The following is an 18,382-nucleotide window of genomic DNA, read 5'->3' on the forward strand; positions in this document are numbered from 1 at the left end:
ATCGGAGGTTTCCAGTTGAGCCGCACACGCCCGCGCAGCCCCTTCCGCACCGCCGCCCTGGCCGGCACCGCGGTCCTCGCCGCGGCCGCCCTGACCGCGTGCTCGGGCGGTTCGGGCCCCGCGAAGGCCGACGAGAAGGGCACCAAGCCGGACACCCGGATCTCGGTGAACCTCACCGGCAAGCAGGCGAAGGCCGGTGAGCCGGTGAAGGTGACCCTCGCCGAGGGCAAACTCCAGCAGGTCACCGTGACCGACTCCAAGGGCGCCACGCTCGACGGCACGGTCTCCGGCGACGGCCTGACCTGGACCTCCGCCCGCAAGGCCGCCCCCGGCACGGGCTACACCGTCGAGGCGCGCACCACGGACGGCGGCACCGCCACGGCGGACTTCGCCACGGCCGCGCCCGAGAAGGTGAACAAGCTCACGCTGGCCCCCGGCAAGAACAGCACGGTCGGCATCGCCCACCCGCTGTCGATCGTCTTCGACCACCCGGTCAAGAACAAGGCCGAGGTGGAGAAGCACCTCAAGGTGACGACGTCGAACAACACGGTCGGCTCGTGGGGCTGGATGCAGGACTGGTCGGGCAAGGACCGGGTCGACTGGCGGCCGGAGAAGTACTGGAAGCCCGGCACCAAGGTCACCCTCCGGGCCGAGCTGAACGGCGTCGACTCGGGCGAGGCCGGCGGCTGGTTCGTACGGGACTACACGACCGACGTGACCATAGGGAAGAACCAGGTGGTCAAGGCCGACCTGGACAACCACCGGCTGAAGCTGCTGCAGGACGGCCAGGAGATCAAGGACATCCCCATGTCGGGCGGCACGCCGGGCGGCGACAAGGCGTCGTGGCGCGGCAAGACCGTGCTGATGTCGAAGGAGGGCACGATCAACATGCGCTCCGAGACGGTCGGCCTGGGTGACGCGTACGACAAGATGGTCGACTACTCGATGCGGCTGACCTGGTCCGGGATGTACGCGCACGCCGCGCCCTGGAACGCCCGGTACATGGGCAGCGCCAACAAGAGCTCCGGCTGCATCGGCATGGACACCCCGGACGCCCGGTGGGTGTACGACCAGGTGCAGGTGGGCGACCCCTTCGAGGTGGAGGGCGCCGACGCCAAGGGCACGCAGGCGCTGAACAACGGGTACGGCGAGTGGAACCTGTCGTGGGCGGAGTGGCAGGCGAAGAGCGCCCTGCGCTGACGCCTGGGCACGAGGCTCGTTGACACGACGTCCAACAATCGTTACCGGCACGTAACTTACTGATGGGTTACCTCCGGTAAGGCCCCCATGGTTTCCTTCGGTTCACCTTTCAAGCGTGACCGGCGAATGGGGGAACGAACCGTGGGAAAGCCGCGCACAGCCCTGCGTACGACGACGACCGGTGCCGTCTCGGCCGCCCTGCTGGCCGGGACGGCCCTGGGCTTCGCCCCGCCCGCCGCCGCCACCGGCACGGACACGGTCATGACCGGCGGTATACGGTTCGTCGACATCACCGGCGACGGCGGCACCGTCCTGAAGGCCAACGTCGTCACCCCGGCGGACTCCGACGGCACCCGCCGCTACCCCGTGATCGTGCTGCCGACGAGCTGGTCCATGCCGCAGGTCGAGTACCTCGCCCAGGCCCGGAAGCTCGCCGACTCCGGCTACGTGGTCGTCAGCTACAACTCGCGCGGCTTCTGGCAGTCCGGCGGCCACATCGAGGTCGCCGGCCCGGCGGACGTCGCCGACGCCTCCAAGGTCATCGACTGGGCCCTGGCCCACACCCCCGCCGACCCCCAGCGGGTCGGCATGGCGGGCGTCAGCTACGGCGCGGGCATCAGCCTGCTCGCCGCCGGTCACGACAAGCGCGTCCGGGCCGTCGTCGCGATGAGCGGCTGGGCCGACCTCATCGACTCCATCTACAGCGGCCGCACCCAGCACCTCCAGGCGGCCGCGATGCTCGGCGGCACCGGCTACCTCACCGGCCGCCCGAGCCCCGAACTCCAGCAGACCCTGAAGGACTTCCTCGCCTCCAACCTGGACAAGGAGGAGGAGATGATCGCGTGGGGCGCCAAGCGCTCCCCCGCCTTCGCGCTCGACCGGATCAACGCGGGCGGCGCCGCCATCATGCTCGGCAACGCCTGGGGCGACACCATCTTCCCGCCCAACCAGTACGCCTCCTTCTACGAGAAGCTCACCGGCCCCAAGCGCCTGGAACTGCGGCCCGGCGACCACGCCACCGCCGAGGCGACCGGCCTGCTCGGCCTGCCCAACGACACCTGGACCAACGCCCACCGCTGGTTCGACCACCACCTCAAGGGCGCGGACAACGGCATCGACCGCGAGCAGCCGGTCCAGCTCGCGTCCCGCTCCTCCAGCGGCTACGAGGGCTACCCCGACTGGAAGTCGGTCGGCGCCACCCAGCGGAAGATCGCCCTCGCCGACGAGCGGAAGGTGTACGCGAACGTCGACTCGGGCGCCAACGGCGGCATCGTGATGCTCTCCAACACCCTCGACCAGTTCCTGAAGCTGCCGCCCATGGCCTCCATCCCCCTGCTCCCCCGCTCCTTCGCGGCCGTCTGGCAGTCCGAGCGGTACGGCTCCCCGCAGCGCGTGCGGGGCACGGCGAAGCTGCACACCACGGTCACCAGCACCGCGTCGAGCGGCACCCTCGTCGCGTACCTCTACGACGTGGGCCCGCTCGGCGTCGGCAAGCTGGTCAGCAACGCCCCGTACACCTTCCACGGCAAGACGCCGGGGCGGCCGTTCAGCGTGGACCTGGAGCTGTTCTCCACCGCCTACGACGTCCCGGCCGGCCACCGGCTCGCCCTGGTCGTCGACACCGTCGACCCGCTGTACATCGAGCACAACCCGTCCGGCGCGCGGCTGACCTTCTCCTCGCCGTCGTCCGACCCGTCGTACGTGTCGGTGCCGCTGCGCGAGGAGTGATCTCCGGCCGCCGCCGGTCGGGCCTGGCTCATCGGGTCCGCCGGCACCCGTCCCGGAGCGGCGTCACGCGGCTCGATCAACGGATCGACGGCCATACGCTGCCCTGCCCCCTTCTCAGCCGTGACGAGGTCAGCGCAAACTATCCAGCCCGGAAAGGGACTTCAGCTCCCCGACACGCATAAAGGGGGCATAAGCCGTATTTACCACCTGGAGCGGCTACCCCTCGGCGGCTTCCGCGTACACCTGGGAGAGCTCGGGGGAGCCGCTGATCGCCCAGTCCAGTCCGGCCTCGACGACGTGGATCTCCCGGCCCGAGACCAGCCGGACGACCGGGTGACCGCCCGGTGTCAGGTGCCAGTGCGCGCCGGGCACCGTCCGTACGATGACCGTACCGAGGTACAGACCCGCGTCGTTGCCCAGCCAGGGCAGCTCCTCGGGGTCGTCCCGCCAGCGGGGCGGGAGCTGGTCGATCGCCTCCAAGGACCGCGGCGTGTCGTCCAGTTGCACCCCGTACTCCTGGACCCGGGCGCGCAGCAGGTCGCACTCGGCGAGCATGTCCGCCACGCCCTCCGGGTCGCTCTCGGCGGCGGCGCGCGGGACCGCGGACCGCCCGTCACCGTGCCGCTTGCGCCAGGCGTCCAGGAAAGGGATGTTCATACCGCCCAGCGTCGCACCGAACCCACCGGACGCACTACAGGGCGCGCGCTAGACGTCCAGGTCGACGACGACCGGGGCGTGGTCGGAGGCGCCCTTGCCCTTGCGCTCCTCGCGGTCGACGTAGGCGTCCGTGACCGCGCCGGCGAACGGCTTGTTGCCGTACACCAGGTCGATGCGCATGCCCCGGTTCTTGGGGAAGCAGAGCTGGCGGTAGTCCCAGTAGGTGAACGGGTGGTCGTACTTCAGCGGGCGCGGCACCACGTCGGACAGCCCGGCGTCGCGCAGCCCCGCGAGCGCTGCGCGCTCGGGCTCGGTGACGTGCGTCGAGCCCTCGAACAGGGCGCGGTCGAAGACGTCGTCGTCGGTCGGCGCGATGTTGAAGTCGCCGAGCACCGCGAAGGGGCGGGTGCCCGCCGCGTCCTCGGCGACCGCGTCCTTGAGCGCCTCCAGCCAGCGCAGCTTGTAGGCGTAGTGCTCGTGCGCCACCTCACGGCCGTTCGGCACGTACACCGACCAGACACGGGCCGGGCCGCAGGTCGCGGAGATGGCCCGCGGTTCGGCGACGCCGTCGTACTCCGGGCCGCCCGGCAGGCCGTGGACGACGTCCTCCAGGCCGACGCGGGAGACCAGGGCCACGCCGTTCCACCGGCCGGTGGCGTGCACCGACGACTGGTACCCCAGCTCGCGCAGCTCGTCGGTGGGGAACTGCTCCGCGGTGCACTTGGTCTCCTGGATGCACAGCACGTCCGTGCCGCTGCTCTCCAGCCAGGCCAGCAGCCGGGGCAGCCGGGCGGTGATCGAATTGACGTTCCAGGTGGCGATGCGCATGCCCCACAGCCTAATGGGGCCCTGTGACAGTCAGACCTCCGTCGCGTCGCCGGGCGTCAGCCGTCCGTGGTCCGTGCCGCCCAGGGCGCCGATCTGGCGGTCGTAGATGGGCCGGGCCAGGTCGGTGAGGAGCGCGTCGTGGATGTCGATGGCCCGCCGCGGGCCGACCTCTCGCACGTAGTCGATGACTTCGGAGATCTTGCTCCAGGGGGCCATCACCGGGAGCATCAGGGTGTCCACGGGCTGGTCGGGGACGGTGAGCGCGTCGCCGGGGTGGAAGACGGCCCCGTCGACGAGGAAGCCGATGTTGGTGATCCGGGGGATGTCCGGGTGGATCACGGCGTGCAGTTCCCCGTGCGCCTGGACGTCGAAGCCGGCCGCGGTGAAGGTGTCGCCGTGGCCGACCGTGCGGACCCGGCCGGGGAAGGCCGCCGAGATCTTCTCCGCGACGCTGCGCAGCGTCCAGATCTCGGCGCCCGGGTCGGCCTCCAGGGCGGCCCGCAGCCGCCCCTCGTCGAAGTGGTCGGGGTGCTCGTGGGTGACGAGGATCGCGTCGGCGCCGAGCGCGGCGTCCGGCTCGCTGAATCCGCCGGGGTCGACGACGAGCGTGCGCCCGTCCTTCTCCAGCCGCACGCACGCGTGGGACTTCTTGATCAGCTTCATGGAGGCATCCTCCCCCGGTCGGGTCACACTTCCGGTGTGGTCTCCTCCAGGATGACCTTCCGGGCGACCCGGAACGCCGAGTTGGCGGCCGGGACGCCGCAGTAGATGGCCGTCTGGAGGAGCACTTCCCGGATCTCGGCGGGCGAGAGGCCGTTGCGGAGGGCGGCGCGGGTGTGGAAGGCGAGCTCGTCCAGGTGGCCGCCGGCGACCAGGGCGGTCAGGGTGACGGCGCTGCGGGTGCGGCGGTCCAGGCCGTCGCGGGTCCAGACCTCGCCCCAGGCATACCGGGTGATCAGCTCCTGGAAGTCGCCGGTGAAGTCGTCGGCGCCGGCCATGGCCCGGTCGACGTGGGCGTCGCCCAGCACCTCGCGGCGCACCTTCATGCCCGCGTCGTACGGGTCGGGCCGGCCGGCCGGTTCGGCGGCGGGCGCGGGGGCGGGAGCGACGGGCCCGGCGACGTGGGCCGCGACGGACGGGACGGCACCGGGCGGCACGGCACCGGGCGGGACGATGCCGGGCGGGACGATGCCGGGCGGGACGATGCCGGGCGGGACGGCGCCGGGCACGGGGGCGGCGGTGTCGGGGGCCGGCGCGGGCGGGACGGCGACCTGCGGGGCGACGGGGGCGGCGATGGCGGGCACCACGGGCGGCGCGGCGAGGGCGGTCATCCCGGTCGAGGAGTCGGACACCGCCTGCCAGCTCGTGGAGAAGTGCCGTACGAGCAGGTCGGTCACCGCGGCCGGCTGCTCCACGGGCGCGAGGTGGGACGCGCCGGGCACGACGGCGAGGCGGGCGTCGGGGATGCCGGCCACCAGGTGGCGCGCCTCGGCGGGGCCGGTGACGCGGTCCTCGGAGCCGACCAGGACGAGGGTGGGGACGCCCACGCGGCCGAGGTCGGCGCGGACGTCGAAGGCGGCGAGCGCCTCGCAGGCGGCGACGTAGCAGCCGGCGTCGGTCGTACGGACCATCTGCACGGCCCACTCGACGATCGCGGGCTGGGCGGCGGCGAAGCCGGGCGTGAACCAGCGCTCGGGCGCGGTGCGGGCCATCGGGTCGAGGCCGTTGGTGCGGACGATCACCCCGCGCTGGCGGAACTCGTCCGCGGTGCCGAAGCGGGGCGAGGAGGCGATCAGGGCCAGCGAGGCGAGCCGGTGGGGCGCGCGCAGCGCCAGGTCGGTGCCGACGGCCCCGCCGATGGAACAGCCGGCGTACCCGAAGCGCTGGACGCCCAGCTCGTCGAGGGTGGCGAGCAGCCGGTCGGTGAGCTCGCCGACGGAGGTGGCGGGGTGCGCCGGGGCCCCGCCGTGACCGGGCAGGTCGAACCGGATGACCCGCCACTGACGCACCAGCTCGGGTATCTGCCGGTCCCACATGTGCCAGGTGGTGCCCAGTGAGGGCCCCAGGATCAGGACGGGGGCGTCCTCGGGGCCGTCGGACCGGTACTGGAGGGTCATGGGCGCTGCGGGCTGCGGTTCGGTCGTCTGCGTCTGGCTCACTCGCTCCAGGGTAGCGAGCGGAACCGGCCCCGCCCGGTCAGGGGGTGGCGGTGGAGACGACGTAGACGCGTGGGGCGGCGGGGTCGCTGAGGTCGACGGTGATGTCGCGGGTGGGGCGGGGGTCCTTCTGGCGGTGGGTGGTGGCCGACCAGTCGCGGTCGGCCGGGAAGGTCCAGCCGACGGTGCGGGCGTCGCGTTCGCCGATGGTGACGTCCTGGGCGTCGAGGGCGGCGCGGCTGGTTCCGACGTCGTTGAGGAAGTCGTCCAGCCCGGTGCCGGTGGTGGTGAACTCGACGTACAGCCTGCTGGTCTTCCAGTTGCTCGTCTCGAAGTAGGCGACCTCGGTGGAGCCGGACGGGATCGGCACCTCGAAGACGCGGCGCTTCATCTTGGAGGGCCAACTGTCCTGGAGGCCGGTGACGGAGGACTCGGCCTCCTTGTCGCGGCCGCTGGCGCGGGACTGCTGGGCGGAGATGACCAGGTAGCCGGCCGGGATGCCGATGAGCAGCACGATGACGACGGCGGTCAGGAATCGGCGGCGGATCATGCGCCGCCGCTCCTCCGGGGAGGCGGGCTGGTTCAGCACGGAGATCGCTGACATGACTACGGTTCCTGGGTGGTGGTCGTACGGCCGTTGCGGATGGCCTGGGCGTACCGCTCGTAGCGCTCGTAGCGCTCCAGGCGGCGGCGGTTGGCGCGGCGGAAGCGGCGGGCGACGAGCCGGGCCAGGTCGGCGGCGCCGACCATGCCGGCCTCGGGCCCGAGCTGGGCCTTGGCGATCCGGGCCTCGGGGCGGTAGCCGCGGCCGGTGAGGTGGCGCCGGAAGGCGTCCCGGGCGGGGCCGATGAGCAGGTCGTCGGCGGCGCTGACGCCGCCGCCGATGACGAAGCAGGACGGGTCGAGGGCAGCGGCCAGGTTGGCGATGCCGACGCCGAGCCACTGGCCGATGTCCTGGAACAGCTCGACGCACATCGCGTCGCCCTCGCGGGCGAGCTCGGTGATCAGCGGGCCGGTGATGTCGGGGACGGAGCCCTTGACGCGCTCGATGATGTTGTACGCGACCGGCGAGTCGGCCGCCGCCAGCTCGCGGGCCTCGCGGACGAGGGCGTTGCCGGAGCTGTACTGCTCCCAGCAGCCGCGGTTGCCGCACGGGCAGCGGTGGCCGCCGGGCACGACCTGCATGTGGCCGAACTCGCCGGCGACGCCGTACCGGCCCCGCTTGACCTGCCCGTCCTCCAGGATCGCGCCGCCGATGCCGGTGCCGAGCGTGATCATGACGAGGTGGTCCTCGCCGCGGCCGGCGCCGAAGCGCCACTCCGCCCAGGCGGCGGTGTTGGCGTCGTTGTCGACCATGACGGGGACGGCGAGCCGGGCCTGGAGGGAGTCGCGCAGCGGCTCGTTGCGCCAGGCCAGGTGGGGGGCGAACAGGACGCGGCTGCGGTCGGCGTCGACCCAGCCGGCCGCGCCGATGCCGACGGCGTGCACGTCGTGCCGGTCGGAGAGGTCGAGGACCAGCTCGGTGATGGTGTCCTCGACGACCTTGGCGCTCTTGGACTTGTCCGGCGTCTCGGTCTTGATCTGCTCCAGGATCTGCCCGTCGGCGTCGACGACGCCCGCCATCACCTTCGTCCCGCCGATGTCGATGCCGACGGTGGGGACGCGGGGCGCCGTCAGGTGCGAGCGGCGCTCGCGGGCCGAGACGGTGCGCAGGACGGTGGCGCGTGCGGCGCCGCCGGAGGTCCCCGCCGCGCGAGCCGTGAGAGCTCGGGGGAGGGCGAAGTCGCGGTACGTGCTCACGAGGCCTGTCGTCCCTGGTCGTGGGGGGCCGGGCGGTGGGGGGTCCGGCGGCGGACGGCGCCCGCCGCCCCCGATTCTGCCAGTTGCGGCGCCGGGGGCGGGGGCGCGCCGTGGTCAGGGCGCCGGGGCGGGCGGGACGTCGTGGCCGCCGACGCGGGCCGGGGCGGGGGCCCTTTCCAGCTCGTGGCGGAGGTCCTCGAGCTCGCTGCCGCCCGCCATCTGGCGGGTGAGTTCGTCGAGCGTGACGGAGTCCTTGGTGTGGCTCGCGGCCATCGCGCCGCGCTTCAGCAGCACGAACCGGTCACCGACCAGATACGCGTGGTGCGGGTTGTGGGTGATCAACACCACGCCGAGCCCGGCGTCGCGGGCGGCCGCCACGTACTTGAGCACCACGCCGGACTGCTTGACGCCCAGCGCGGCCGTCGGCTCGTCGAGCACGAGGACCTTGGCGCCGAAGTGGACGGCGCGGGCGATGGCCACGCACTGGCGCTCACCGCCGGACAGGGTGCCGATGGGCTGGTCGACGTCCCGCAGGTCGATGCCCATGCGGGCCAGCTCGGCGCGGGTCGTCTCGCGCATGTACGCGACGTCGAGGCGCTTGAAGGGGCCGGCGCCCCTGGTGGGCTCGGAGCCGAGGAAGAAGTTCCGCCAGACGGGCATGAGCGGGACGACGGCCAGGTCCTGGTAGACGGTGGCGATGCCCCGGTCGAGGGCGTCGCGCGGGGAGGAGAGGGTGGTCTCCTCGCCCTCGATGCGCAGGGTGCCGGCGTCGTGGCCGTGCAGCCCGGCGATGATCTTGATGAGGGTGGACTTGCCGGCGCCGTTGTCGCCCAGCACGCAGGAGATCTGCCCGGCGTGGACCTCCAGGGAGACCCCTTCGAGGGCGCGGATGTTGCCGTAGTACTTGCTGACGTGGTCGAGCTCCACCAGTGCCGTCACTTGGTCGCCTCCGCGCGCTTGCGGACCCAGGCGTTGAGCAGGGTCGCGAGTAGGAGCATCGCCCCGAGGAAGAACTTGAACCAGTCCGGGTTCCACTCGGCGTAGACGATGCCCTTGCTGGTCATGCCGAAGATGAACGCGCCGACCGCCGAGCCGATGGCGGAGCCGTACCCGCCGGTGATCAGGCAGCCGCCGATCACGGCGGCGATGATGTAGATCAGCTCGTTGCCGACACCCTCGCCGGACTGGACGACGTCGAACGAGAACAGCAGGTGCTGGCCCGACACCCAGGCGCAGAAGGCCACGCCCATGTAGAGGCCGGTCTTCGTGGCGCGCACCGGGACGCCCACCGCGCGGGCCGCGTCGGCGCCGCCGCCCACCGCGAAGATCCAGTTGCCGAACCGGGTGCGCAGCAGGACCCAGGTGGCGAGGGCCACCAGGGCGAACCACCACAGGATGGTGACCTTGACGTCGACGCCGCCCAGGGAGAACTGGGAGGCGAACAGGGCGCGGGCGGAGGCGAAGCCCTCCATGTCGGCGATGGTCTTCGTCGACACCGTGCCGCTGATCAGCTTGGTCAGGCCCAGGTTCAGGCCGGTCAGCATCAGGAACGTACCGAGCGTGATGATGAAGCTCGGCAGCCTCGTACGGGTCAGCATGACGCCGTTGAAGGCGCCGACGGCGAGCGTGACCAGGAGCGACACGCCGACGCCGACCCAGACGTTGGCCGTCATCTGGTAGCTGAACATCGAGGAGATCAGCGCGGAGCTGGTCACCAGCACACCGGCCGACAGGTCGAACTCGCCGCCGATCATCAGCAGCGCGACGGGGACGGCCATGATGCCGATCGTCGAGGCGGCGTAGAGGACCGTGCCGAAGCTGGAGGCGCGCAGGAAGCTGTCGGCGACGAGGGAGAAGAAGAGGAAGACGGCGACGGCGCCGACGACGGAGCCGAGCTCGGGGCGGCCGAGGAGCGTGCGCAGCGGTGAGGTGCGCAGCAGGCGCTCGTCGGCGGGGGCGCCGTCCTTCACGGGTGGTGCGGTCGCGGTCATCGGGTTCCTCGCTCCGTGAATTCCGTCAGCTTGGCGGCGTCCTTCTCGGTGATGATCTGCGGCCCGGTGAGCACGGGCCTGCCGCCGCCCAGGACGTCGGCGTTGTAGCGGTACAGCCACAGCAGGTCGACCGCCTCGTACCCCTGGAGGTAGGGCTGCTGGTCGACGGCGAAGCCGAGCTGCTTGCTCCGCAGCCCGGCGGCCACCTTGGCGTTGAGGTCGAAGGTGTCGATCTCGGCGCCGGACCCGGCGGTCCTCTTCGCCTGGACGGCGGCGTCGGCGAACGGCGCGCCGAGGGTGACGACGGCGTCGATGGACCGGTCGGTCTGGAGCTTCGCCTCGATGGACGCCTGGACGTCGGGCATGTTGGTGCCGTCGACGTACAGGTTCTGGACGTCGCCGCCGAAGGTCCTGGCCACTCCGGCGCAGCGCTGCTCGTGGCCGACGTTGCCCTGCTCGTGCAGGACGCACAGGGCCTTCTTGCGGCCCCGCTCGTCGAGCTCGTCGCCGACGGCCTCGCCGGCGATGGTCTCGTCCTGGCCGATGTGGGCGAGGGCGCCGAAGGCCTTGGACTGCTGTGAGCCGCTGTTGACGGTGATGACGGGGATGCCCGCCTTGACGGCCCGGGCGACGGACGCCTTCATGGCGTCGGGCTTGGCGAGGGTGACGATCAGGCCGTCGACCTTCTTGTCGATGTAGGAGTCGACGAGCTGCGCCTGCTGCTGGCCCTCGTCGCTGTGGGCGTAGAGGAAGTTGATGTTGTCCTTGGCGGCGGCCTGCTTGGCGCCGTTCTGGACGATGTCCCAGAAGGTGTCGCCGTCTCCGGAGTGGGTGACCATGGCGATGGTCCACCTCGGGGTGTTCACGGCGGCCCGGCCCTCGGCGGCGGCCGCCTTGCGGGCGTCCTCGGCGCGCTTGCCGCCGGTGGCGCTGCACCCGGCCACCGTCCCCGCGAGGCAGACCCCGAGCACCGTCGCCAGCACCGCGCGCAGCGCGCGTACCCCTGTCCGAACCCTTGCCACGACGCCGTGCCCTTCTTGCCGTCCTGCTCGCTGTACCGGCCAAGTATCGGTCATGGTGATGTGCCCGGATTTCATCGGGTACCGCGGGCGGTCAGTTCCTCGAGGACGGGTACGTCCTTCCCGGTGACGAGGGCGGGGCCGGTGAGGACCTGCTTGCCGCCGCCGAGGACGTTGAGGTTGTCCTTGTGGAGCCACAGCAGGTCGACCGCCTCGTACCCCTGGAGGTAGGGCTGCTGGTCGACGGCGAAGCCGATCTGCCCGGCCTTGAGCTGGGCGACGACGGCGGCGTTGAGGTCGAAGGTGTCGATCTCGGCGTCGGAGCCGGCGCTCTGCCGGGCCTTGACCGAGGCGGCGGCGAACGGGGCGCCGAGGGTGACGACGGCGTCGATGTCCTTGGCGCTCTGGAGCTTGGCCTCGATGGAGGAGGTCGCGGCGGGCATGTTGGTGCCCTCGACGTTGAGGTTCTCGACGGTGCCCTTGAAGGTCTTCCTGACCCCGGCGCAGCGCTCCTCGAGGGAAACGTTTCCCTGCTCGTGGATCACGCAGAGCGCCTTCTTCTTCCCGCGTGCGGTCAGCTCCTCGCCGACGGCCTCGCCGGCCACGGCCTCGTCCTGGCCGATGTGGCTGAGCGCCCCGAAGGCCCTGGAGTGCTGCCCGCCGGAGTTGATCGTCACGACCGGGATGCCCGCGGCCACCGCCTTGGCGACGGACGCCTTGACGGCCTCGGGCTTGGCGAGGGTGACGATCAGGCCGTCGACCTTCTTCGCGACGTACGAGTCGATGAGGGCGGCCTGCTCCTTGCCCTCCTTGTGGGCGGCGTAGAGGAACTCGACGTTGTCCTTGGCGGCGGCGGTCTTGGCGCCGCTCTGGACGATGTCCCAGAAGGTGTCTCCCTCGCCGGAGTGGGTGACCATCGCGACGGTCATACGGGCGGTGGCGGCGGGTTTGCCGCCGCCGGACGCGCCCGGGGGCCTGTCCTCGGAGTCCTTGCCGCCCGAGCTGCTGCATCCGGCGGCGGTGACGGTGAGTGCGACTGCGGTCAGCAGGGCCGCTGCCGCCGTACGGGTGGTACGCATCGTGGTCCGCCTTGTCTCCCCGGCGCCGCCCGATTGCGGCTGGGTGAGTTTCTACGGGGGCGGGGCGGACCCGTCAATACTTTGTCCGAACATTCTTACGCGGCGCGGCGGGGCATCAGGGCCGCACCAGGAGCTGGAACTCGAAGGCGTACCGCGACGCCCGGTAGATGTGCGAGCCGAACTCCACCGCCCGGCCGGTGTCGTCGAAGGTGGTCCGCTCCATCGTCAGCAGCGGGGCGCCCGCCTCCTCGGTGAGCAGCTCCGCCTCCGGGCCCGTCGCCGCCCGCGCCCCGACCGACTGGCGGGCACTGTGCAGGGTGATGCCCGCGCCCCGCATCATCCGGTACAGACCGGTGCCCTCCAGCAGCTCGGTGTCCAGGTCCAGCAGGCCGGGCGGCAGGTGGTTGCGCAGCCGGGCCATGGGCTCCCCGTGCGCGAACCGCAGCCGCTCCACGAACCGGACGTCGGCACCCTCCGGCACGCCCAGGGCGGCGGCGACCTCGGCGGACGCCGGCTCCACGCGGTTGGCCAGGACGGTGGTGGCGGGACGCTGGCCGGCCGCCTCCAGGTCGTCGTACAGGCTGCTGAGCTCCAGCGGGCGCTTGACCTGGCTGTGCACCACCTGGGTGCCGACGCCCCGGCGGCGCACCAGCAGCCCCTTGTCGACGAGGGACTGGATGGCCTGGCGGACGGTCGGCCGGGACAGGCCGAGCCGGCCGGCCAGCTCGATCTCGTTGCCGAGGAGGCTGCCCGGGGTGAGCGTCCCGCGCTCGATGGCCGCCTCGAGCTGCTGGGAGAGCTGGAAGTAGAGCGGGACCGGGCTGGTGCGGTCCACGCTCAGCGGGAGCCGCACGACGGGGTCGGTCTCTTCTCTGGCTGCTCGGGTCTGCTTGGGCACGCGCCGAGCCTATCCAGAGGAAATGATGACGGGAAGTTGTGAAGTCATGTTGTCAGGACAAACGCTTGACAGGGCGACGGCGGCGGCACCACCTTGGGGGCCATGCGCATCGGACTCATCGGAACGGGACGTATCGGGAGCTTCCACGCGGGCGTGCTCAGCCGCCACCCGGAGGTGGGGGCTCTCGTGGTCGCCGACGCCGACCCCGGCCGGGCGGCCCAGGTCGCCGAACTCACCGGCGGCACGGCCGCGCCGACCGTCGACGACGTCTTCGCCTGGGGCGTGGACGCCGTGGTCATCGCCTCGGCGACCTCCTCCCACGCCGAGCTGATCGCCCGCGCCGCCCGCGCGGGCCTGCCCACCTTCTGCGAGAAACCCATCGCCCTCGACCTGGCCGGCACCCTCGGCGCGCTCCGCGAGGTCGCGGCCGCCGGCAACCAGCTCCAGCTCGGCTTCATGCGCCGCTTCGACGCCGGCTACCGGGCCGCCCGCGACGCCGTCCGCTCCGGGCGCGTGGGCCGGCTGCACACCGTCCGGGCCATCACCTCCGACCCGGCCCCGCCGCCCGCGGCCTACCTCCCGCTCTCCGGCGGCCTCTACCGCGACTGCCTGGTCCACGACTTCGACATCCTGCGCTGGGTCACCGGCCGCGAGGTCACCGAGGTGTACGCGGCCGGCTCGGACGGCGGCCCCGCCATGTTCCGCGAGGCGGGCGACGTGGACACGGCGGCGGCCCTGCTCACCCTCGACGACGGCACCCTCGCCACGGCGACGGCCACCCGCTGCAACGGCGCCGGGTACGACGTACGGATGGAGCTGGCGGGCGAGCTCGACCAGATCGCGGTGGGCCTGGACGACCGCACGCCGATCACGTCCACCGAACCGCTCGGCCCTCCCCCGGCGGACAAGCCGTGGCCGGGCTTCCTGGAGCGGTTCGCCCCGGCGTACGAGGCCGAGCTCGACGCCTTCGTCCACCTGGCGCGCGGCGAGCTGGCCAACCCCTGCGACGGCCGCGAGGCCCTCCAGGCCCTGCGGGTGGCCGAGGCGTGCGAGCTGTCGCGCCGGGAGCGCCGCCCGGTGCGGCTGGACGAGGTGCCGTCAGCCCTCTGACGCCCCGGGTGCCGGCGAGCCGGCTGAAGGGCCGGCCGCCGGGGACTGGCGGGCGAGGTGCGTACAGGAGCCGCTCACCGCCCGGCGGTCACCACCGGACGGGAAGGCGGCGGGTGCCCCGTATGAGGAGGCCGGGCAGCCAGTCCGGCGGACCTGCGTCGGGGTCGAGGGACAGCGTGGGGAAGCGTTCCAGCAGGGCGCGCACCGCGATCCGGCCCTCCAGGCGGGCCAGCGGGGCGCCGAGGCAGTAGTGGATGCCGTGGCCGAAGGCCAGGTGCCCGGCGGTGTCGCGGCGGATGTCGAAGCGGTCCGGGTCCGGGAACCTGGCCGGGTCCCGGTCGCCCGCGCCGAGGCCGACCAGGACGGTGGCACCGCGCGGGATCACCACGTCCGCGACGGGGACCGGTTCGCGGGCGAACCGGACCGTGGCCGTCTCGACCGGGCCGTCGTAGCGCAGCATCTCCTCCACCGCCCCGTCCAGCAGGCCCATGTCGGCGCGCAGGGCGGCGAGCTGGTCCGGGTGACCGAGCAGCGCCCGGACGCCGTTGGCGATGAGGTTGACCGTGGTCTCGTGCCCGGCGATGAGCAACAGGTACGCCATGGCGCGCAGTTCGGCGGCCGACAGCTTGTCGCCGTCCTCCGCGCTGGTGCGCAGCAGCGCCGAGAGCAGGTCGTCGGCGGGGCCTGCGCACCGCTTGTCCTCGATCAGCTCGTCCAGGTACCGCGCCAGGGCGTGCACGGCCTCGCTCTCCGCCTCGGCGCTCGTCGGCGCCACGACCTCGGTGGACCAGGCGCGGAAGGAGTCCCGGTCGCCGGCGGGCACACCGAGCAGTTCGCAGATCACGGTGATGGGCAGCGGGAAGGCGAGCGCGGCCACCAGGTCGGCCCGGCCGTGCGGTGCCATGGCGTCGATCAGCTCGTCCGTGATGCGCTGGACGCGCGGGCGCAGGGCCTCCACGCGCCGCCCGGTGAACTCGCCGGCGACCAGCTTGCGCAGCCGGGTGTGGTCGGGCGGGTCGAGGACCAGCAGGTTGGGGCCGATGACCTGTTCGTCGAGCATCTGGAACCCGGCCGTGGCGGGCGACTTGGACAGCCGGGGGTCGGCGAGCGCGGCGCGCGCCTCCCCGTGGCCGACGATCAGCCAGGCCTCGCTGTCCTTGGTCGTGCGCACATGGTGGACGGGTCCGTTCTCGCGGAGTTTCGCGTAGTACGGGTAGGGGTCGGCGGTGAACTCCTCGCCGTACGCGCTCAGATCAACCGTGGCCATCGGTCCACCCTATGTGGCGTCCTCCCCGTCGAGCAGCCCGGAGTCGTGGACCAGCAGCGCTATTTGGACACGGTTGTTGAAGCCGAGTCTGGCGAGGACGCGGGAGACGTGGGTCTTGACGGTCGGGACGCTCATGTAGAGGCGGGCGGCGATCTCGGCGTTGGAGTGGCCCCGGCCGATGGCGAGGGCCACCTCCCGCTCACGTTCGGCGAGCGTGTCCAGGCGTGCGGCGGCCGTGGCGCGGCGGGTGGTGGCCGCGCGGTCGGGGTGCCCGGCCACATGGGTCATGAGCTGGCGGGTGACGGCCGGGGAGAGGACCGGGTCGCCGGCCGCCACCCGCCGTACGGCGTCGACGATCCGGGCGGGCGGGGTGTCCTTCAGGACGAACCCGGCGGCGCCGGCCCGCAGGGCGCGCAGCACCTGCTCGTCGGCGTGGAACGTGGTGAGGACGACGACGTCGGGGGCGCCGGGGCGGGCGCGGAGCCGTTCGGTGGCGGTGAGGCCGTCCACGTGCGGCATGCGGATGTCCATGAGGACGACGTCGGGCGCGGCCCGGTCCACGAGCGCGGGGACGTCGGCGCCGTCGGCCGCCTCCCCGACGATCTCGATGTCGTCGGCGCCGCCGAGCATGAAGGTGAGTCCCGCGCGCACGAGGGGGTCGTCGTCGACGATGAGCAGCCGGATGGTCATGAGGGCCACGGTAGCCAGGCCCGGAGGGCGAACCCGCCGTCGGGCGCGGGCCCGTGGGTGAGGCGGCCGCCGGCGAGGGTGGCGCGTTCGGTCAGCCCGATGAGCCCCTGGCCCGATCCCGGGACGTGCGGGACGGGGCCGGTGGGGGCGGGGTTGTGGACGCCGACGGTGAGCCCGTCGCCCCGGTGGCCCCGCACGGTGACGGTGACCTCGGCGCCGGGGGCGTGTTTGCGGGCGTTGGTCAGGCCCTCCTGGGCGATGCGGTAGACGGTGCGGCCGGTGGCGGCGGGAACGCCGGCCGGGTCGGCGATGCCGTGGTCGAGGGTGACCTTCATGCCGGCCCGGCGGGACTCGGCGATCAGCGTGTCGAGGGTGGCGAGGGTGGGCTGCGGGCGGTCGCCGTCCTCGCGGTCGCCGGGGGCGCGCAGGACGCCGATGATCTCGCGCAGGTCCTGGAGGGCCTCGTGGGCGCTGTCCCGGATGACACCGGCGGCGCGGGCGACCTCGGGCGGGGGCGCGCCGGGCCGGAACTCGAGTGCGCCGGCGTGGACGCTGAGCAGCGTGAGGCGGTGGGCGAGGACGTCGTGCATCTCGCGGGCGATGGCCTCCCGGGCGGCGCGCTGGGCCTGTTCGGCCCGCAGTTCGGCCTCGGACTCGGCGCGGCGGGCGCGTTCGCGCAGGGCGGCGACGAGCCGGCGGCGGGCGCGGACGAGCATGCCCCAGCCGGTGACCAGGAGGACCAGGAGGACGCTGACGGCGATCGACGCCAGGCGGTGCAGGGTCGGGTCGGGGCGGACGAACGCCTGGACGGCGCCGCACACGAGCACGAGCCCGCCGACCTGGGCGAGTCGCCGAAACGGCACGCGTACGGCGACGCCGAAGAGGGCCACCAGGAGGGCCCCGCCGGCGGCCGGTGCGATGGTGCTGAGTACGGACAGGGTGACGGTCAGGCCGACGGGCCACCGGCGGCGCAGCCAGAGCGCGCAGCAGGCGGCGGCGCCGAGGAGCTGGTCGGCGACGACGACGGCCTCGGAGTTGCCGAGCCGGCTGCTCGCGTCGACCGCGAGGAGGCCGACGACCGAGGCGAGGACGAAGGCGGTCGTGTCGACGATCCAGTCGCGCACGGTACGGCGGCGCCGCCGCGCACGGCGGCCTTCCGGGTCGCCGGAGCCGCCCGGGTCGGCCGGGTCGGCCAGGTCCGAGGGCAGCAGCCAGGGGTACTCCGCACGCGTCATGCCGACCAAGCTATGCGGGCTTTTGGTGCGGTGCGGTCCGCGAGCGGCGGTCCGCTACCGAAGTCGCGCGGGCTCATACTTCCGGACCCGGCCCGCATGCCGACGTCGGACGCGGTGGCCCCGCGGCCGGGCCGACGATGGTCGTCATGAAGAAGATCCTCGAAGTCATCGGCAGCCTGGTCCTGATCGTCGGCGTGTGCGGGGTGCTGCGCGAGCTGACGGGATGGTTCCCCTTCATGGGCGTCACCCGCTTCCTGACGGAGAACGTGGGCTTCCTGCACGGGCGGGAGCTGTTCGCCAACATCGTGATCGCGGTGGTCGGGTTCGCGGTCCTGATGACCTCGGACCGGATGCGCACGGCGTAGGGCGGCCGGCGCCCCTCAGGCGAGCAGGGCCAGGAAGAGCAGCGGCACCACCTGGAAGAGGGCGGCTCCGCGCGCCCGCGCCGGCCACAGCGCCACACCGATGCCGGTGGTCAGGCCCGCGCACACCAGCAGTTCGGCGACCGGGGGCTCGGGGGCCTCTCCGTTCTTCCCGGCCGCCCAGCCCTCCATGCCCACGGCGAGGAAGGCGTACCCCGCGATCAGCGCGTTCAGGGGCAGCAGGGCGAGGATCAGGCCGGCGTTGCGGAGGACGGGCCGGGAGGGCGGGTCGGTCATGCACCCAATGTGGCCGCGGAGCGGGGGGCGCGGATGAGTATCCGTACCCATCCGCTCCTGGGTAT

19 protein-coding genes are annotated in these 18,382 nt (G+C 72.7%); 4 read left to right on the forward strand and 15 right to left on the reverse strand.

Annotated features, from left to right (window positions below):
• Positions 1 to 15: 15 nt before the first annotated feature.
• Both E2B92_RS12220 and E2B92_RS12225 read left to right on the forward strand, forming a co-directional pair.
• Complete coding sequence (locus tag E2B92_RS12220) at positions 16 to 1,200, forward strand: L,D-transpeptidase (protein ID WP_126888169.1); 1,185 nt, start codon at positions 16 to 18, stop codon at positions 1,198 to 1,200.
• A 141-nt stretch (positions 1,201 to 1,341) separates the two neighbouring features.
• Complete coding sequence (locus E2B92_RS12225) at positions 1,342 to 2,928, forward strand: CocE/NonD family hydrolase (protein WP_126888170.1); 1,587 nt, start codon at positions 1,342 to 1,344, stop codon at positions 2,926 to 2,928.
• 216 nt (positions 2,929 to 3,144) lie between these two features.
• On the opposite strand, the gene E2B92_RS12230 is transcribed toward E2B92_RS12225, so the two are convergent.
• The 11 genes from E2B92_RS12230 to E2B92_RS12280 form a co-directional block, all read right to left on the reverse strand.
• Complete coding sequence (locus tag E2B92_RS12230) at positions 3,145 to 3,585, reverse strand: DUF6278 family protein (protein WP_126888171.1); 441 nt, start codon at positions 3,583 to 3,585, stop codon at positions 3,145 to 3,147.
• Between the two features lie 48 nt (positions 3,586 to 3,633).
• Entirely contained in the window at positions 3,634 to 4,413 is a 780-nt protein-coding gene (locus tag E2B92_RS12235) for an exodeoxyribonuclease III (protein ID WP_126888172.1), read from the reverse strand.
• Between the two features lie 30 nt (positions 4,414 to 4,443).
• Entirely contained in the window at positions 4,444 to 5,076 is a 633-nt protein-coding gene (locus E2B92_RS12240) for an MBL fold metallo-hydrolase (RefSeq protein WP_126888173.1), read from the reverse strand.
• A gap of 23 nt (positions 5,077 to 5,099) precedes the next feature.
• Positions 5,100 to 6,530, reverse strand: a complete 1,431-nt coding sequence (pcaDC, locus tag E2B92_RS12245) for a bifunctional 3-oxoadipate enol-lactonase/4-carboxymuconolactone decarboxylase PcaDC (RefSeq protein WP_133087514.1) — start codon at positions 6,528 to 6,530, stop codon at positions 5,100 to 5,102.
• Positions 6,531 to 6,609: 79 nt separating this feature from the next.
• The gene (locus E2B92_RS12250; RefSeq protein ID WP_235023793.1) at positions 6,610 to 7,173 is read right to left on the reverse strand and encodes a hypothetical protein; all 564 of its coding nucleotides are present in this window, start codon (positions 7,171 to 7,173) and stop codon (positions 6,610 to 6,612) included.
• 2 nt (positions 7,174 to 7,175) lie between these two features.
• Entirely contained in the window at positions 7,176 to 8,369 is a 1,194-nt protein-coding gene (locus E2B92_RS12255; RefSeq protein WP_399432258.1) for an ROK family glucokinase, read from the reverse strand.
• A 114-nt stretch (positions 8,370 to 8,483) separates the two neighbouring features.
• Positions 8,484 to 9,308, reverse strand: a complete 825-nt coding sequence (locus E2B92_RS12260) for an ATP-binding cassette domain-containing protein (RefSeq protein ID WP_133087509.1) — start codon at positions 9,306 to 9,308, stop codon at positions 8,484 to 8,486.
• Positions 9,305 to 10,360, reverse strand: a complete 1,056-nt coding sequence (locus E2B92_RS12265) for an ABC transporter permease (protein WP_133087510.1) — start codon at positions 10,358 to 10,360, stop codon at positions 9,305 to 9,307. Before E2B92_RS12265 ends, E2B92_RS12260 begins: the two co-directional genes overlap by 4 nt.
• Positions 10,357 to 11,382, reverse strand: a complete 1,026-nt coding sequence (locus E2B92_RS12270; protein WP_126887959.1) for a sugar ABC transporter substrate-binding protein — start codon at positions 11,380 to 11,382, stop codon at positions 10,357 to 10,359. The genes E2B92_RS12265 and E2B92_RS12270 overlap by 4 nt, the downstream gene beginning before the upstream one ends.
• A gap of 71 nt (positions 11,383 to 11,453) precedes the next feature.
• Entirely contained in the window at positions 11,454 to 12,458 is a 1,005-nt protein-coding gene (locus E2B92_RS12275) for a substrate-binding domain-containing protein (protein WP_126887958.1), read from the reverse strand.
• A 115-nt stretch (positions 12,459 to 12,573) separates the two neighbouring features.
• A complete protein-coding gene (locus E2B92_RS12280; RefSeq protein ID WP_126887961.1) occupies positions 12,574 to 13,293 on the reverse strand; it encodes a GntR family transcriptional regulator in 720 nt (239 codons plus the stop codon).
• 165 nt (positions 13,294 to 13,458) lie between these two features.
• On the opposite strand from E2B92_RS12280, the gene E2B92_RS12285 reads away from it, so the two are divergent.
• Positions 13,459 to 14,466: a Gfo/Idh/MocA family protein gene (locus tag E2B92_RS12285; protein ID WP_126887957.1), complete on the forward strand. Its 1,008-nt coding sequence runs from the start codon at positions 13,459 to 13,461 to the stop codon at positions 14,464 to 14,466.
• Between the two features lie 88 nt (positions 14,467 to 14,554).
• On the opposite strand, the gene E2B92_RS12290 is transcribed toward E2B92_RS12285, so the two are convergent.
• The 3 genes from E2B92_RS12290 to E2B92_RS12300 are packed head-to-tail and all read right to left on the reverse strand — an operon-like array spanning position 14,555 to position 17,658.
• Positions 14,555 to 15,733, reverse strand: a complete 1,179-nt coding sequence (locus E2B92_RS12290) for a cytochrome P450 family protein (RefSeq protein WP_126887956.1) — start codon at positions 15,731 to 15,733, stop codon at positions 14,555 to 14,557.
• 9 nt (positions 15,734 to 15,742) lie between these two features.
• Complete coding sequence (locus E2B92_RS12295) at positions 15,743 to 16,423, reverse strand: response regulator transcription factor (RefSeq protein ID WP_126887955.1); 681 nt, start codon at positions 16,421 to 16,423, stop codon at positions 15,743 to 15,745.
• On the reverse strand, positions 16,420 to 17,658 hold the full coding sequence (locus E2B92_RS12300) for a sensor histidine kinase (protein WP_126887954.1): 1,239 nt from the start codon (positions 17,656 to 17,658) through the stop codon (positions 16,420 to 16,422). Before E2B92_RS12300 ends, E2B92_RS12295 begins: the two co-directional genes overlap by 4 nt.
• A 146-nt stretch (positions 17,659 to 17,804) precedes the next feature.
• Between E2B92_RS12300 and E2B92_RS12305 the strand changes: the two genes are divergently transcribed.
• Positions 17,805 to 18,023, forward strand: coding sequence for a hypothetical protein (locus E2B92_RS12305; RefSeq protein WP_126887953.1), 219 nt, complete (start codon positions 17,805 to 17,807; stop codon positions 18,021 to 18,023).
• 15 nt (positions 18,024 to 18,038) lie between these two features.
• On the opposite strand, the gene E2B92_RS12310 is transcribed toward E2B92_RS12305, so the two are convergent.
• A complete protein-coding gene (locus tag E2B92_RS12310) occupies positions 18,039 to 18,317 on the reverse strand; it encodes a hypothetical protein (RefSeq protein ID WP_126887952.1) in 279 nt (92 codons plus the stop codon).
• Positions 18,318 to 18,382 lie beyond the last annotated feature (65 nt).

Origin of the sequence: Streptomyces sp. WAC05374 (genome assembly GCF_004353505.1) — a bacterium.
GTDB lineage: Bacteria > Actinomycetota > Actinomycetes > Streptomycetales > Streptomycetaceae > Streptomyces.

What these genes read in the sequence shown, in the direction of transcription:
- E2B92_RS12230 (WP_126888171.1), bottom strand. Translation starts at nt 3,585, where the DNA reads ATGAACATCCCTTTCCTGGACGCCTGGCGCAAGCGGCACGGTGACGGG.
- E2B92_RS12235 (WP_126888172.1), bottom strand. Translation starts at nt 4,413, where the DNA reads ATGCGCATCGCCACCTGGAACGTCAATTCGATCACCGCCCGGCTGCCC.
- E2B92_RS12240 (WP_126888173.1), bottom strand. Translation starts at nt 5,076, where the DNA reads ATGAAGCTGATCAAGAAGTCCCACGCGTGCGTGCGGCTGGAGAAGGAC.
- pcaDC (WP_133087514.1), bottom strand. Translation starts at nt 6,530, where the DNA reads ATGACCCTCCAGTACCGGTCCGACGGCCCCGAGGACGCCCCCGTCCTG.
- E2B92_RS12250 (WP_235023793.1), bottom strand. Translation starts at nt 7,173, where the DNA reads ATGTCAGCGATCTCCGTGCTGAACCAGCCCGCCTCCCCGGAGGAGCGG.
- E2B92_RS12265 (WP_133087510.1), bottom strand. Translation starts at nt 10,360, where the DNA reads ATGACCGCGACCGCACCACCCGTGAAGGACGGCGCCCCCGCCGACGAG.
- E2B92_RS12275 (WP_126887958.1), bottom strand. Translation starts at nt 12,458, where the DNA reads ATGCGTACCACCCGTACGGCGGCAGCGGCCCTGCTGACCGCAGTCGCA.
- E2B92_RS12285 (WP_126887957.1), top strand. Translation starts at nt 13,459, where the DNA reads ATGCGCATCGGACTCATCGGAACGGGACGTATCGGGAGCTTCCACGCG.
- E2B92_RS12290 (WP_126887956.1), bottom strand. Translation starts at nt 15,733, where the DNA reads ATGGCCACGGTTGATCTGAGCGCGTACGGCGAGGAGTTCACCGCCGAC.
- E2B92_RS12295 (WP_126887955.1), bottom strand. Translation starts at nt 16,423, where the DNA reads ATGACCATCCGGCTGCTCATCGTCGACGACGACCCCCTCGTGCGCGCG.
- E2B92_RS12300 (WP_126887954.1), bottom strand. Translation starts at nt 17,658, where the DNA reads ATGACGCGTGCGGAGTACCCCTGGCTGCTGCCCTCGGACCTGGCCGAC.
- E2B92_RS12305 (WP_126887953.1), top strand. Translation starts at nt 17,805, where the DNA reads ATGAAGAAGATCCTCGAAGTCATCGGCAGCCTGGTCCTGATCGTCGGC.
- E2B92_RS12310 (WP_126887952.1), bottom strand. Translation starts at nt 18,317, where the DNA reads ATGACCGACCCGCCCTCCCGGCCCGTCCTCCGCAACGCCGGCCTGATC.